The sequence below is a fragment of the Halomonas alimentaria genome, from assembly GCF_009902005.1.
In the GTDB taxonomy this organism is placed as follows: domain Bacteria; phylum Pseudomonadota; class Gammaproteobacteria; order Pseudomonadales; family Halomonadaceae; genus Halomonas; species Halomonas alimentaria.
Map to the genome: position 1 here is coordinate 429015 of NZ_WUTT01000001.1, position 12449 is coordinate 441463.

21 protein-coding genes and 1 other RNA gene are annotated in these 12449 nt (G+C 69.1%); all 22 read left to right on the top strand.

Annotation, left to right across the window (positions count from 1 at the left end):
* Position 1: 1 nt before the first annotated feature.
* The 22 genes from GRB96_RS02095 (at position 2) to GRB96_RS02200 (ending at position 12447) form a co-directional block, all read left to right on the top strand.
* Entirely contained in the window at positions 2-631 is a 630-nt protein-coding gene (locus GRB96_RS02095) for a DUF3164 family protein (protein WP_161430225.1), read from the top strand.
* An 11-nt stretch (positions 632-642) separates the two neighbouring features.
* On the top strand, positions 643-882 hold the full coding sequence (locus tag GRB96_RS02100; protein ID WP_161430226.1) for a hypothetical protein: 240 nt from the start codon (positions 643-645) through the stop codon (positions 880-882).
* A 10-nt stretch (positions 883-892) separates the two neighbouring features.
* Positions 893-1084, top strand: a complete 192-nt coding sequence (locus tag GRB96_RS02105) for a hypothetical protein (protein WP_161430227.1) — start codon at positions 893-895, stop codon at positions 1082-1084.
* On the top strand, positions 1081-1302 hold the full coding sequence (locus GRB96_RS02110; RefSeq protein ID WP_161430228.1) for a hypothetical protein: 222 nt from the start codon (positions 1081-1083) through the stop codon (positions 1300-1302). The genes GRB96_RS02105 and GRB96_RS02110 overlap by 4 nt, the downstream gene beginning before the upstream one ends.
* An RNA gene (locus GRB96_RS02115) (hammerhead ribozyme type II) lies at positions 1303-1378 on the top strand.
* A gap of 11 nt (positions 1379-1389) precedes the next feature.
* Entirely contained in the window at positions 1390-1806 is a 417-nt protein-coding gene (locus tag GRB96_RS02120; RefSeq protein ID WP_161430229.1) for a gp16 family protein, read from the top strand.
* The gene (locus GRB96_RS02125) at positions 1799-2215 is read left to right on the top strand and encodes a Mor transcription activator family protein (protein WP_161430230.1); all 417 of its coding nucleotides are present in this window, start codon (positions 1799-1801) and stop codon (positions 2213-2215) included. Before GRB96_RS02120 ends, GRB96_RS02125 begins: the two co-directional genes overlap by 8 nt.
* 13 nt (positions 2216-2228) lie before the next feature.
* The gene (locus GRB96_RS02130; RefSeq protein ID WP_161430231.1) at positions 2229-2678 is read left to right on the top strand and encodes a hypothetical protein; all 450 of its coding nucleotides are present in this window, start codon (positions 2229-2231) and stop codon (positions 2676-2678) included.
* 157 nt (positions 2679-2835) lie between these two features.
* Positions 2836-3177 carry a putative holin gene (locus GRB96_RS02135; RefSeq protein WP_161430232.1) on the top strand — a complete coding sequence of 114 codons (342 nt, stop codon included), beginning with the start codon at positions 2836-2838 and terminating at the stop codon, positions 3175-3177.
* Position 3178: 1 nt separating this feature from the next.
* Positions 3179-3778: a hypothetical protein gene (locus GRB96_RS02140; RefSeq protein WP_161430233.1), complete on the top strand. Its 600-nt coding sequence runs from the start codon at positions 3179-3181 to the stop codon at positions 3776-3778.
* Entirely contained in the window at positions 3775-4509 is a 735-nt protein-coding gene (locus tag GRB96_RS02145; RefSeq protein ID WP_205743465.1) for a transglycosylase SLT domain-containing protein, read from the top strand. Before GRB96_RS02140 ends, GRB96_RS02145 begins: the two co-directional genes overlap by 4 nt.
* A complete protein-coding gene (locus tag GRB96_RS02150; RefSeq protein ID WP_161430234.1) occupies positions 4503-4886 on the top strand; it encodes a hypothetical protein in 384 nt (127 codons plus the stop codon). The genes GRB96_RS02145 and GRB96_RS02150 overlap by 7 nt, the downstream gene beginning before the upstream one ends.
* On the top strand, positions 4883-5284 hold the full coding sequence (locus GRB96_RS02155; protein ID WP_161430235.1) for a hypothetical protein: 402 nt from the start codon (positions 4883-4885) through the stop codon (positions 5282-5284). The genes GRB96_RS02150 and GRB96_RS02155 overlap by 4 nt, the downstream gene beginning before the upstream one ends.
* Positions 5285-5286: 2 nt before the next feature.
* The gene (locus tag GRB96_RS02160) at positions 5287-5538 is read left to right on the top strand and encodes a hypothetical protein (RefSeq protein WP_161430236.1); all 252 of its coding nucleotides are present in this window, start codon (positions 5287-5289) and stop codon (positions 5536-5538) included.
* Complete coding sequence (locus GRB96_RS15740; protein WP_161430237.1) at positions 5538-6413, top strand: glycine-rich domain-containing protein; 876 nt, start codon at positions 5538-5540, stop codon at positions 6411-6413. The genes GRB96_RS02160 and GRB96_RS15740 overlap by 1 nt, the downstream gene beginning before the upstream one ends.
* Positions 6413-6898 carry a hypothetical protein gene (locus GRB96_RS02170; protein WP_161430238.1) on the top strand — a complete coding sequence of 162 codons (486 nt, stop codon included), beginning with the start codon at positions 6413-6415 and terminating at the stop codon, positions 6896-6898. The genes GRB96_RS15740 and GRB96_RS02170 overlap by 1 nt, the downstream gene beginning before the upstream one ends.
* The gene (locus tag GRB96_RS02175) at positions 6898-7242 is read left to right on the top strand and encodes a DUF2730 family protein (RefSeq protein ID WP_161430239.1); all 345 of its coding nucleotides are present in this window, start codon (positions 6898-6900) and stop codon (positions 7240-7242) included. The genes GRB96_RS02170 and GRB96_RS02175 overlap by 1 nt, the downstream gene beginning before the upstream one ends.
* Positions 7239-7547, top strand: coding sequence for a VpaChn25_0724 family phage protein (locus tag GRB96_RS02180; RefSeq protein ID WP_161430240.1), 309 nt, complete (start codon positions 7239-7241; stop codon positions 7545-7547). The genes GRB96_RS02175 and GRB96_RS02180 overlap by 4 nt, the downstream gene beginning before the upstream one ends.
* 10 nt (positions 7548-7557) lie before the next feature.
* Complete coding sequence (locus GRB96_RS02185) at positions 7558-8106, top strand: DUF3486 family protein (RefSeq protein WP_161430241.1); 549 nt, start codon at positions 7558-7560, stop codon at positions 8104-8106.
* Complete coding sequence (locus GRB96_RS02190; protein ID WP_161430242.1) at positions 8106-9605, top strand: hypothetical protein; 1500 nt, start codon at positions 8106-8108, stop codon at positions 9603-9605. The genes GRB96_RS02185 and GRB96_RS02190 overlap by 1 nt, the downstream gene beginning before the upstream one ends.
* Positions 9599-11230 (top strand): DUF935 domain-containing protein, encoded by a 1632-nt coding sequence (locus GRB96_RS02195; protein ID WP_161430243.1) that lies wholly within the window; start codon positions 9599-9601, stop codon positions 11228-11230. The genes GRB96_RS02190 and GRB96_RS02195 overlap by 7 nt, the downstream gene beginning before the upstream one ends.
* Positions 11230-12447: a PBECR2 nuclease fold domain-containing protein gene (locus tag GRB96_RS02200; protein ID WP_161430244.1), complete on the top strand. Its 1218-nt coding sequence runs from the start codon at positions 11230-11232 to the stop codon at positions 12445-12447. Before GRB96_RS02195 ends, GRB96_RS02200 begins: the two co-directional genes overlap by 1 nt.
* Positions 12448-12449: the final 2 nt, after the last annotated feature.

The following is a 12449-nucleotide window of genomic DNA, read 5'->3' on the forward strand; positions in this document are numbered from 1 at the left end:
CATGAACGCCAAGACCCCCATCGCCGACAGCGTGCCCGAGGGCTTCCGCCAGGACGCCAAGGGCCGGCTGGTACCCGAGGACCAGATCAAGGAGGTCGACAAGCTGCGCGACGAGTTCGTGCTCTCCATCGTCGACCGCGCCTGCGAGCTGCGTGACGAGCTGCGCGACTTCAAGGGCGACGTCTTTTCCGAGATCGAGGCCTTCGTCGAGACCAGCGCCCAGGAGTACGACGTCCAGATCGGCGGCAAGAAGGGCAACGTGCAGCTCACCAGCTTCGACGGCCAGTACAAGGTGATCCGCGCCATCCAGGAGCACATCACCTTCGACGAGCGCCTGCAGGCCGCCAAGGGGCTGATCGACGAGTGCCTCAAGGAGTGGACCGCCGACGCCCGGCCCGAGATCGCCACCATCGTCCAGGACGCCTTCCGCGTGGACAGCGCCGGCAACATCCGCACCGGTCAGGTGCTCGGTCTACGCCGGCTCAACATCCAGGACCCGCGATGGCTGCGGGCCATGGATGCCATCGCCGACGCCGTGCAGGTCACCGGCTCCAAGAGCTACGTGCGCGTCTACAAGCGCGACGAGAACGGCCGCTACCTGCCCATCAGCCTGAACATCGCCGACGTGTGAGGAGGTGTGACATGAGCACCGCAACCCTGGGGCCCACCGGGCCCCGCTGCACCATCACCATCGAGCAGGGCGAGGCCGGCGTCATCGTCGCCGCCGAGTTTGGCGAGGCGCTGGACTTCCGCGAGCCCATGCTCACCCAGGCCCTGGCGATGCACGGCGTCGATGCCATCAACCGTCAGCTCGCCGACCTGCGCGAGATCGCCGAGGCCAGCGGCCAGCCGCTGCACCCCACCCGTGCCTACAACCACTGAGGTGACCGCGATGAACGAGGTGGCACTGCGTTGGAGCTCGCGCAAGTTCTGGGCCGCCATGGTCTGGCAGACGGTGCTGGTGTGGCTGCTGGCCACCGGCCGGCTGCCGGTCGCGGCCTTCGAGTCGCTCACCTGGTTGCTGCTGGGCGGGTACTTCGTCGGCAACATCGGCCAGAAATGGCTGCTCAAGGGGGAATCATGAACGAGCCGATCCTGATCCGCGTGCGGCTCAGCACGCAGACCTACACCGCCAGCGCCGCCGGCAAGCGCGCCAGCGCCACCGCCGGGCACCGCCAGGCCGCCGAGCGGCTGGCCGAAAAGCTGGCCGAGCCCGGCACCTGCGAGCTGTGCTTCGCCGGCATCGACAACAGCGACCCGGCCCGGGCGGTGCACTGCTACAAGCTCTATCCCAACCCGTAACCGCGAAACGCCCGGCTCTCGCGAAGAGCCAGGCGTCGTCCGGCGGTGGTGCGCCGGGCCTGATGAGCAGCCAACCAGGAGCCACCCATGATCAGCAAAGGCAAGCTCGCCCAGATTCATATCGCCAAGGCCCAGCTCGGCCTCAGCGATGACGAGTACCGGGCGATTCTGGCGCGCACCGCCGGGGTGAGCAGTGCCAAACAGCTCACCAACCGCAACGTCGGCAACGTGCTCCACGAGTTCCGCCGCCTGGGCTTCGTGCCCAAGCCGGCCAAGAAGGCCGGGCGCAAGGCGCCGCGGCCACCGCGCAGCCGCGCCCGGGTCATGGACAAGATCGAGGCCATGCTGGCCGAGGCCGGCCGCCCCTGGGGCTACGCCGATGGCATGGCCCGGCACATGTTCCAGGTCGAGCGGGTCGATTGGCTCGACGACGACCAGCTCCAGCGGCTGATGCAGGCGCTGATCATCGATGCCAAGCGGCACGCGAGGTACCCCGATGAGTGATGACAACCTGGATCTCGGCTTCGCGATCCCGGAGGACGCCCTGGAGCGCCTCGAGGATCCCGAGCTGCTCAAGAAGTGGCCCCAGGGCCTCACCGACATGATCATGGTGATCGAGGCCGCCATGGTGCGGCGCGGGGCCTGCCGCGAGCAGGCTCGCCGGGTTGCCTTCGTGGCGGTGCGGGCGCTCAGCCAATTCGCCGGGGGGCGCAGCTTCTACATCCCCAAGGGCGAGGCGCTGGACCGCGCCCTGCGCGACCGCGAGCTGTGGGAGCGCTTCGACGGCAGCAACGTCTCCGAGCTGGCCGCCTGGGCGCACCTGACGGAGGTGCAGGTCTACGCCATACTGGCAGAGCAGAGGAAGCTGGCGCGCCGGAGAGTGCAGCCAGAGCTGTTTGAACACCAGGGCTGAGGGGAACAGGGGCATGAAGAGAACAACGACAATCGCCACTATCATCTTGATCGCCAGTCTGGCGGGGTGTGCATCCGGCCCGCCGGTGAACAAGGCCACCCGCTCGGGCTATGCCGAGGCAATGATTCCGCACCTTAACGGTGAGGAGATTCGCGACAGGATCGTCTCTCGCTGCCTCGACCGGGGGCACTCAATCGAAACCTCTACCGAGACCCAGGTGGTTTGCCGCAAGCGGATAGACGGCGCAGCCGGCATCATGACCTGGGCGATGATCGGCAACAGCTACTCCACCCAGCCCGATGTGGTGCTGCGCTTCACCATCGCCAACAGCGAAGGCGCCTACCGCGTGGTGGCACAGCCTCATGTCGAGACGCAAATGGCCATGGGCCAGATGCGGCGCATGGATCTGAAGGAGAACAACGAGCTGCGCAACAACATCCAGGCCTTTCTGGACTCGATCTAGCCGGCTTTACAGCGTGGCCACGATCGCGCTAAATACCCCCACCACGCCCCGCTATCCAGCGGGGCGTTTTCGTAAGGCGCCTGATTGCCGGGCGCCACCGGCCAGCCCCTAGCCTGAAGGCTCAAGACGAGCCATTCCCCCTCAGGCGAGGTGCCCCGTGATCACCACCACCCTTCGAGACAAGCTCCGCGTCGGCCCCTGGCTGGTCGCCGCGCTGATCATGGCCGCCCTGGTCGGCCTGCTCTATCCCCACCAACTGGGCGTGCTGCTGTGGAGCCTGACCAAGCTCAGCTTCGGTGCCTACCTTGGCTACTGGATCGACCGCTCGATCTTCCCCTATGCCCGCCCTGGCGACGCTCTGGACCCACCCCCGCCGGATGCTCGCGACTACTACCTGCCGCTGATGGTCGAGGAGGGCATGATGGACCCCGCCATGCTGATGCTGCGCCGCGCGATCATCATCGCCGCAGCCATCATCGCGCTGGGGCTGGGGGTGTAGCGTGGCCCTCGATCGGCGCACCGTGCTGGCGGCCATCGCCGCCGAAACCGCCGACCGCGCCGGCCCCATGCCGGTGTGGCTGGTGGAGGTGGCGGCCAATGCCAAGACCAAGGCCGAGCGTGACTTCGTGGCCACCGAGCTGATCAGCCTGCGCCAGGCTCAGCTGATCGATTGCCACCGCCAGAACGGCGCCAGCGGGGTCTCGCTGACCGAGGCCGGCCGCGCCGAGCTGCGCGAGCTTAACCAGAGCAAGCGACAGCCCAGCGCCTTCCACGGTGAGCCGATTTCAGCACCTAGCTACCTACACTTCGACACCAGCTCCCTGCACTCCGACACTGGCTCGCCACAATCGCCGCCGATGCCCGACGCCCTGGGCGAGCGCCAGGTGAAGGCCGCGCCACCGCCGGATTCCGGCCCGCTGCCGGATCTCGAACGCCTCGACCCCGATCTTCAGCCGCGCCTCTACGCCCTGATGATGCAGCTTGGCCAGGTGTTGGTGGAGGACCTCGCCCTCGCCACCGAGGCCCGCGATCTGCGCCGCGCCAAGCGCCTCGATGACCTGGCTCGCCGTGTGCTGCGTCACACCCGGAGGCCGTCATGAAAGCTGCCCGTCACGCCCTCGCCGAGTGCCTCGAGGCGCTGGGCATCGTCGGCCTGGTGCTGGGCGCCGGGCTGCTGGCCCTGCTCGCGGGGCTGGTGATGGTAGCCCGCACCCGAACCGCCTTGGCGCTGATGCTGATCGCCCTGCTGGTGCTGGTCAGCTGTCAGCCGGCGCTAGCCCAAGGCATCCCCGGCAGCGCCGAGCGCTACCAGCGCGAGCTGACCCGCGTAGTGCAGCAGGAGTGGGGAATGGCGGGCCGGGTGGCGGTGCACGGCGCCCAGATCCACCAGGAGAGCGCCTGGCGGCCGGGGGTGAACAGCCCCGTCGGCGCCCAGGGGCTCAGCCAGTTCATGCCCGGCACCAGCGCGTGGATCGCCGAGCTCTACCCGGATCTCGGCCCCGCCGCGCCCTATTCGCCGGGCTGGGCCATGCGCGCCCAGACCCGCTACAACAAGTTCCACTGGAATCGCCTGTCCGGCACTGCCGACCAGTGCGAGCGCTGGGCGATGACGCTCTCCGCCTACAACGGCGGGCTCGGCTGGGTGAACCGCGACCGCCGCCTGGCACGTGCCGCCGGCGACGATGCCGCCCGCTGGTTCGGCCATGTGGAGCGCTACACCAGCCGCGCCGGCTGGGCCAAGCGCGAGAACCGCGACTATGTACGCCGCATCCTGCTGACCCTGACCCCGCGCTATGTGCAGGCCGGCTGGGCCGGGGGTGCCCCGTGCTGAGCGTGGCCCGCAAGCTGATTCCCGCCTGGGTGTGGGCGGCACTGCTCGGCCTGCTGGCCCTGTGTGGGCTGGGCTGGTGGGGCGTGACCACCTGGGAGGCCCGGGTCGAAGAGCGCCAGTCACTCGCTCAGCAGGTAGAAACGCTGGAGGCGAACCGCGAGCGCTGGCAGGCCCACACCCTGAGCGTGATGGCACAGCTGGGCGAGGCGCGCGAACGCGCCCGGAAGGCCGAGGCCGCCCTGGTGGAGCTGCAGGCGGCGCTGGCCGAACGCGATGCCGACTACCGCGAGATCCGCGGCCGCATCCGCCAGGCCCCCGCCGAGGACGATGGCCCGGTGGCGCCGGTGTTGCGCCAGGCCCTGGAGGCGCTGCCATGACCCTGCTTGCCAGCCTGCTGTTGATCGCCCTCGGTGGCTATGCCGTGTTCGCCGCCCTGTTCGATACGCGCAACCACCGGCGCCTGTGGCGAGGCGTGGCCATCGGCTGCCTGGTGCTGCTGATCCTGCTGCTGGCCGGCTGCGTCACCCGCGAGGCGCCGCCCCCCGAGCCGCCGCCGTTGCCCGCCCCGGTGCTGTGCGCCGCCCCGGTGGGGATGACCGTCCAGGAGCCCGAGCCGGAGCGGCCGGCGGGCGCGATCACCCAACGCGACGTGGCCGCCTACCTGGTCGAGTTGCACCGCTGGGGCTGGCGTGGCTGGCGCCGCCTCTCAAGCGTTAGAGCGCATGCCAAAGCGTGTGCTTCTAACGCCAATGATGAGTCTATGAAGGAGTACTGAACATGGCACGCACCCCCTATTCCGGTTGGGGCAGCGAAGGGCTGCAGGTCTTCACCCCCTCGCGGATCGAAGAAATCGCCGCCGGCGGCAGCCTGGATACGACCGGCGTGGTCGCTATCCGCATCCCGGCGGACACCGAGTATCAGCTCAACGGTGGAGGGCCGGTGGCCATCATGCCTGCTGGCGCCACCGGCATCGCCCCGGAGGTCACCTCCATCACCTTCGTGACCGCCGTCACCGTGGAGGTGATGTGATGTTGGGGCTGGCGCTCGGCTTGGGTACCAGGGCAAAGGCGGTAAGCCAGTACCCCCTGGCCGAAGGCGGCCTCGAAACCGTCATCGAGCAAAACGGCGTTTATTACCGCGTCCACACCTTCGCGACTGACGGTAGCCTGACCGTCGCCCAGGGCGGGGAGATGCAATATTTGGTCGTCGCCGGGGGTGGTTCAGGCGGTTCCAATGGTGGCGGTGGCGGTGGTGCAGGGGGGCTGTTGCATGGGGCGCTTAACCTTGTCTCCGCCAACTACCCGGTCGCCGTCGGCGCCGGCGGCCCCGGCATTTCTGCGGGCACCACCAGTAGCGGGGTCAATGGGGCCAACTCATCTTTCGCCGGTATGTCAGCCATCGGGGGCGGTGGAGGGGGCGCATTTGAATCAGGCTCGGGACAGAGCGGTGGATCTGGCGGCGGCGGCGCCGCACCTCCGACCTACACGGCTGGGGGCGCTGCGACGACAGGGCAGGGCTTTGAAGGCGGAAACGGTTCTTCCACCACTCAAGACCAATCTGCTGCTGGCGGCGGCGGCGGCGCTGGGGCTCGCGGCCAAGATGGTTCGGCATCAGGAGGCGATGCGGGCGATGGTGGCGCCGGGCTGGAGATCACCCTGAGCGGCACACCCACCTACTACGCCGGCGGCGGGGGTGGCATGTCCGGCAACAACCTCCCTGGTGCTGGTGGACTGGGCGGCGGCGGCGCCGGTGCCGATGCCGGTGATGGGGAGCCAGGGGTTGACGGTCTCGGCGGTGGCGGCGGGGGCTGCCGTTCCTCAGGGGCTTCAGGCTCAGGTGGCTCCGGCATCGTCATCGTTCGCTACCGCATTACCCAAGCCGAATACGAAGCGGAGGTGTCGTGATGGACATGATCTTCGATGTTGCCACCGAGCAGTTGGTGATCGACACCGCCGGGGTATACCCCTGGGGGACCGATCTGCGTGCCGTGCTGAATCGGTATGGCCACACCATCAACCTGCGTGGCGTACAGATGCGCCTCACCATCGCTGTCGAGGGAGAGACGGCCTTCGACATGAGCTTGCCGCCCCCGGGAGTTCGCTACCGGAAAACCGACCAGGACGTGCTGGCGACGGGGCGAGTTCGTTGGCACCCCGATCAGCACATCGAGGTCAGTGCTTGGTGCCGCACCAACGCGGGGCAAGAAGTCACCGCACAGGCTTCCTTCACAGCGCCGCGGCCGGCCCAACCCTTCGATTCCTGGACATGGGATGGCCAGCGGTGGCAAGCGCCGACGCCATACCCCGACGATGGCCAAGCCTACCTCTGGGATGAAGCACAGCAGTTGTGGGTTCTGGACCCCGATACACCGGACAGCCAGGAGGCTTGATGGAAACCATCGACTGGAACGCGGCGCGCTTCTTCTGGGACCTGCTCTCCGCCCTGTTCATGGGCGCGGTGGCCATCTACGTGTGGTGGACCAACCGCACCCGCGCCACCGGCGCCGCCCTGCGCGAGGTACACGGCCGCCTCGACCAGGTCGACAAGCACGTGGCGCGCATCGAGCAAACGCTGGAAAGCCGCCCGGGCTACGCCGAGATCGACGTGCTGCGCGCCGAGATGGCCACGATCAGCCGCGGCATGGCCGAGATCAGCGCCCAGATGCAGAGCACCACGGCGCTGCTCAACCGCCTGCATGAATACCTGCTCACGGAGAAGGGGAACGCACGATGAGCACCGATTTTCAGGACTTCGAGACCGAGGGGCGCCGGCTGGTGATCCTGCGTATCCTGTCGCGGCGCAACCAGTACACCACCAACGAGTACAGCCTCCACGACGAGCTGAAGGGTGCCTACGCGCATATCGTCAGCCGCGACCGCCTGCATGGCGACCTGGCCTGGCTGGAGGAGCAGCAGCTGGTGATCACCCAGCAGCCGCGCGCCGGCTGGATCATCACCCTCACCGCCCGTGGCTCGGATGTGGCCGAGGGCCTGGCCCAGGTGCCCGGGGTGGCCAAGCCTCGCCCCGGCATCAGCTGAGGAGCCGCCCATGCCCCCGCGCAACAAGGTCTACGACCTGCCGCCGGAGATCCGCGAGGCGCTCAACGAGCGCCTGGTCTCCACCGGCTTCCAGGGCTACGAGGAGCTCGCCGCCTGGCTCGAGGAGCAGGGCCACAAGATCTCCAAGAGCAGCGTGCACCGCTATGGCCAGGATCTCCGCGAGGAGTTCGAGGAGGCCATGGGTGATGTGCGCAAGACCACCGAGCTGGCCCGGGCCATGGCCGCCCAGGACGACGACGAGAGCGGCCATCTGATCGACGCCACCGCCCGCATGGTGCAGGACCAGCTGCTGCGCATCACCATCGCCATGCGCAAGGCCGAGGAGGACCCGGCCAAGGCCGCCAAGCAGCTGGGCAGCGTGACCCGGGCGCTGGCCGAGATCGGCCGCGTCTCGCTCGGGCAGAAGAAGTGGGCACGTGAACTGCGCCTGGAGGTGGCCAAGGAAGCCGCCGAAGCCGCCGAGGGCGCCATGGCCAACCAGGGCATGAGCCGTGAGGCCATCGACTCCATCAAGCGCGACATCCTGGGGATCGCCTGATGAGCGTGCTGCCCGAGTCCGTCCTGCTGCCCTACCAGAAGGCGTGGATCGAGGATCCCTCGCCGCTGAAGATCGCCGAGAAGAGCCGCCGCACCGGCCTGACCTGGGGCGAGGCGGCCGACGCCGTGCTGAGTGCCAGCGCGGCCAGGAGCGCCGGCGGCACCAACCACTTCTATGTGGGCTCCAATAAAGAGATGGCCATCGAGTTCATCGATGCCTGCGCCATGTGGGCCAAGGCGTTCGATCGGGCCGCCAGTGCCATCCAGGAGGAGGTGCTGCACGACGAGGACAAGGACATCCTCACCTTCAATATCCACTTCGCCAGCGGCTTCAAGATCCAGGCGCTGTCCAGCCGCCCCAGCAACCTGCGCGGCCGCCAAGGCAACGTCACCATCGACGAGGCGGCCTTCCATGCCGAGCTGGCCGAGGTGCTCAAGGCGGCCCTGGCACTCACCATGTGGGGCGCCAAGGTGCGCCTGATCAGCACCCACAACGGCGTCGACAACCTCTTCAATGACCTGATCCAGGACTCGCGCGCCGGTAAGAAGCGCTACAGCGTGCACCGCGTCACCCTGGACGACGCCTGCGAGCAGGGCTTGTACCAGCGCATCTGCCAGGTTCGCGGGATGCTGTGGAGCCCCGAGGCCGAGGAAGAGTGGAAGGCCAACCTGCTGGCCGACACCGCCACCCGCGAAGACGCCCTCGAGGAGTATTACTGCGTGCCCAAGAGCGGCGGCGGGGCCTACCTCAGCCGTGCGCTGATCGAGGCCCGCATGATCGAGGCCCCGGTGCTGCGCTTCGAGGGCAGCGCCGAGTTCAATGCTGTGCCGGAGCGCTACCGGGCGCTGGAGGTCGAGGACTGGTGCCAGCGCGAACTGGCCCCGCTGCTGGCCGCGCTCGACCGCCGCGACGAGCATGTGTTCGGCGAGGACTTCGGTCGCTCCGGGGATCTCACCGTCATCGCCCCCATGGCGATCACCGCCCACCTGGTGCGCCGCGTTCCCTTCCTGGTGGAGCTGCGCAACGTGCCCTTCAAGCAGCAGGAGCAAGTGCTGTTCTTCATCGTCGACCGCCTGCCGCGGCTGCGCGGCGGCAAGCTGGACGGGCGCGGCAACGGCCAGTACCTCGCCGAGCAGGCGGTGGAGCGCTACGGCAGCACCGTAGAGGCGGTGATGCTCACCCAGGGCTGGTACCTGGAGAACATGCCGCCCTTCAAGGCCGCCTTCGAGGACGCCGGCATCGAGATCCCCCGCGACCGCGACACCGGCGACGACCTGCGCGCCCTGGAGGTGATCAAGGGCGTGCCCAAGCTGCCCGATGCCAAGACCGGCGCGAAAGGCGATCGCCACGGCGATGCCGCCATCGCCCTGGTGCTGGCCCATGCGGCCTCGCTGTCCGACGCCGTGGCCATCGACTTCATCCAGGTGCCGCGTGGCCCGGGCGGGGCCTTCGCCGACGATGACAACCTGACAACCGACTGGGGAGGTGGCGCATGGTAGCCATTCGAGGACTCATCAGCCGCCTGTGGGGCGGCGGCCACCAGGCGCTCAGCGAGCAGCAGACCGACGAGGACGATGGCGCAGGCACCGCGCGCATCGGCTCGCTGAAGCGCGAGTTCGCCGAGCACCCCAGCAAGGGGCTCACACCGGCCAGGCTCTACCAGATCCTCGAGGAGGCCGAGCAGGGCCAGCTCAAGGCCCAGCACGAGCTGTTCGACGACATGGAGGAGAAGGACGCCCAGATCGGCGCGGACCTGGGCAAGCGCCGTCAGCTCGCCGCCGAACTGGAGTGGCAGATCGTGCCGCCGGATGGTGCCAGCGCCGTGGAGAAGCGTGCCGCCGAGCAGGCCGCAGAGGTGTTCTCGGCGCTGGAGGTCGAGGACCTCATCCTCGATCTCGGCCAGGGCATCGGCCACGGCTGGGCCAACTTGGAGCTCTCTTGGGCGCGCGACGGCTCCACCCGCTACATCGAGCAGCCCATCCTGCGCCCCCATTCCTGGTTCCGCCTGCACCCGCACGACCAGAACGTCATCACCCTGCGCGACCATAGCGCCACCGGCGCCGAGCTGTGGCCGCTGGGCTGGGTGCAGCACCGCCACCGCGCCAAGGCCGGCTACGTGGCGCGCATGGGCCTGCACCGCATGCTGGCCTGGCCGTACCTGTTCCAGAACTACGCCCTGGGCGACCTGGCGCAGCTGCTGGAGGTCTACGGTCTGCCCGGGGTGGTGGGCAAGTTCCCCAAGAACGCCACCGACAAGGAGAAGGCCACCCTGCTGCGCGCGGTGGTCAGCATGGGCAAGGATGCCCGCGGCATCATCCCCGAGGGCATGGCCATCGAGTTCCAGGAGGCCGCCGGCAAGGGAACCAGCGCCGACCTCTACAAGACGATGATGGACTGGTGCGAGCGCGCCAAGGCCAAGGCGATCCTCGGCGGCACGCTGACCAGCGGTACCGGCGAGGGCACCAACACCAACGCCCTGGGTAATGTGCACGAGCGTGGCCAGGCCAGCCTGATCCGCTCCGATGTGCGCCAGTACGCCGGCAGCATCCGCCGCGCCATCCTGTGGCCGATGGCGGCGCTCAACTTCGGCATCGAGAAGGCGAGCCGCGCCCCGCGCTTCTATCTGGACGTGGGCGAGACCGAAGACTTCAAGCAGCTCGCCGACACCCTGCCCACCTTCGTCGACATGGGGGCGCGCATCCCCAAGTGGTGGTTCCACGAGAAGAGCGGCATCCCCGAGGCCGGCGAGAACGAGGAGATTCTCATGCCCCGCGCCCAGCCCGCCGATGCGTTCGCCCCGGGCGGCGCCCCGGCGGCCCTCAAGGCGCCGGCACCCCGCCGTGGCCTGGCCGCCCTGGCGGTGGGCAAGGATGGCCGCGAGACCGGCGACGATGCGCCCGAGCTTCAACTGGCCCGCCTGCGCGAGGAGGGCGACGCCGCCCTGGAACCCTGGACCGAGCGCATCCGCCAGGCGGTGGACGACGCTGAGAGCCTCGAGGATCTGCGTGACCGCCTGGTCGAGCTGATGCCGGAGCTCAAAGGCGAGCAGTTCGCCCAGGTGATGACCGACGCCCTGGCCGCCGCCCACCTGGCCGGCCGCTACGACATCCTGGAGGGCGACTGATGGCCGCCGAGCAGTACGGCTCGCTGCCGTTCCGCGAGCAGATCGAGGCCTTCCGAGAGAGAGTGCCGATCCCGACCCGCGCCTGGACGGACGTCTACGGCCGCGAAAACGACCAGGCCTTTGCCGTGGCCGGCGCCAACCGCCAGTCCATCGTCGAGGACTTCGCCGAGGCGGTCGACCGCGCCATCAGCGAGGGGCGCACCCTGGCGCAGTTTCGCGACGAGTTTGACACCATCGTCGCCCGTCACGGCTGGGCCTATAATGGAAGCCGCGGCTGGCGCAGCCGGGTCATCTACGACACCAACCTGCGCCAGAGCTACGCCGCCGGCCGCGAGGCGCAGATCGCCGACCCCGAGCTGCGCCGCGCACGCCCCTACGGCCTCTACCGCCACGGCGGCAGCCGCGACCCGCGCCCTCATCACCTGGCCAAGGATGGCTGGGTGGTGCCACTGGATGACCCCTGGTGGGACGTGTGGACGCCCCAGAACGGCTGGGGCTGCAGCTGCAAGAAGTTCACCCTCAGCGAGGATGACGTGGAGCGCCTGGGGCTGGAGGTCCGCCGCGATCCGCCGCCCATCGAGTACGAGGAGCGCGTGGTGGGTGCCAACGGCCCCAGCCCGCGGCGCGTGCGCGTGCCGGTGGGCATCGATCCCGGCTTCGAGCATCGCCCCGGTGCGGCCCGCCTGCGCGGTATCACCCCGCGCCGGCTCGAGACGCCGCCACCAGCCGCCCGCCAGGCGCCCGATCGCCCCGCCCCCGACATGCCACCACCGGCGCGTCCGGCACCGAGGGCGCCTGAGGCAGACGGCCCCGACGCCGAGGTGGCCGCCTTCCTGGCCCGCTTCGGTGCCGAAGACAATCGCGCCGCCTTCCACCCCGACCCCCTGGGCGAGGTCCTGCCGATCTCCCGCCAGCTGTTCGGCGACGAGGCCACCCCCCGGCTGGGCGCACTGGCAGGCAGCCTGCACCTGCTGGGCGAGGCGCTGGAGGCGCCCGACGAGATCTGGACGGCGCTAGTCTACCACCAGGAGGCCGAGCGCTGGCTGCTGCGCCGCCGCTACCTGGCGTGGCTGGCCGACGATCAAGACGAGCGTGCGGTGCTGTTCGAGTGGGGCCGTGCCGGCTGGGCCGCCTCGGTGGTGACCGGCGACAGCGAACGCCTCGAGGAGTGGCGCCGCGGTGTGCGGCTCTACCGTCGCGGCGAAGAGGAGGAGTGACC

Excerpts from the sequence above, each read along its gene's own strand:
- GRB96_RS02095 (WP_161430225.1), top strand. The coding sequence starts at position 2 with ATGAACGCCAAGACCCCCATCGCCGACAGCGTGCCCGAGGGCTTCCGC.
- GRB96_RS02125 (WP_161430230.1), top strand. The coding sequence starts at position 1,799 with ATGAGTGATGACAACCTGGATCTCGGCTTCGCGATCCCGGAGGACGCC.
- GRB96_RS02110 (WP_161430228.1), top strand. The coding sequence starts at position 1,081 with ATGAACGAGCCGATCCTGATCCGCGTGCGGCTCAGCACGCAGACCTAC.
- GRB96_RS02130 (WP_161430231.1), top strand. The coding sequence starts at position 2,229 with ATGAAGAGAACAACGACAATCGCCACTATCATCTTGATCGCCAGTCTG.
- GRB96_RS02200 (WP_161430244.1), top strand. The coding sequence starts at position 11,230 with ATGGCCGCCGAGCAGTACGGCTCGCTGCCGTTCCGCGAGCAGATCGAG.
- GRB96_RS02170 (WP_161430238.1), top strand. The coding sequence starts at position 6,413 with ATGGACATGATCTTCGATGTTGCCACCGAGCAGTTGGTGATCGACACC.
- GRB96_RS02105 (WP_161430227.1), top strand. The coding sequence starts at position 893 with ATGAACGAGGTGGCACTGCGTTGGAGCTCGCGCAAGTTCTGGGCCGCC.
- GRB96_RS02195 (WP_161430243.1), top strand. The coding sequence starts at position 9,599 with ATGGTAGCCATTCGAGGACTCATCAGCCGCCTGTGGGGCGGCGGCCAC.
- GRB96_RS02175 (WP_161430239.1), top strand. The coding sequence starts at position 6,898 with ATGGAAACCATCGACTGGAACGCGGCGCGCTTCTTCTGGGACCTGCTC.
- GRB96_RS02185 (WP_161430241.1), top strand. The coding sequence starts at position 7,558 with ATGCCCCCGCGCAACAAGGTCTACGACCTGCCGCCGGAGATCCGCGAG.
- GRB96_RS02120 (WP_161430229.1), top strand. The coding sequence starts at position 1,390 with ATGATCAGCAAAGGCAAGCTCGCCCAGATTCATATCGCCAAGGCCCAG.
- GRB96_RS02155 (WP_161430235.1), top strand. The coding sequence starts at position 4,883 with ATGACCCTGCTTGCCAGCCTGCTGTTGATCGCCCTCGGTGGCTATGCC.
- GRB96_RS02100 (WP_161430226.1), top strand. The coding sequence starts at position 643 with ATGAGCACCGCAACCCTGGGGCCCACCGGGCCCCGCTGCACCATCACC.
- GRB96_RS02190 (WP_161430242.1), top strand. The coding sequence starts at position 8,106 with ATGAGCGTGCTGCCCGAGTCCGTCCTGCTGCCCTACCAGAAGGCGTGG.
- GRB96_RS02145 (WP_205743465.1), top strand. The coding sequence starts at position 3,775 with ATGAAAGCTGCCCGTCACGCCCTCGCCGAGTGCCTCGAGGCGCTGGGC.
- GRB96_RS02180 (WP_161430240.1), top strand. The coding sequence starts at position 7,239 with ATGAGCACCGATTTTCAGGACTTCGAGACCGAGGGGCGCCGGCTGGTG.
- GRB96_RS02160 (WP_161430236.1), top strand. The coding sequence starts at position 5,287 with ATGGCACGCACCCCCTATTCCGGTTGGGGCAGCGAAGGGCTGCAGGTC.
- GRB96_RS15740 (WP_161430237.1), top strand. The coding sequence starts at position 5,538 with ATGTTGGGGCTGGCGCTCGGCTTGGGTACCAGGGCAAAGGCGGTAAGC.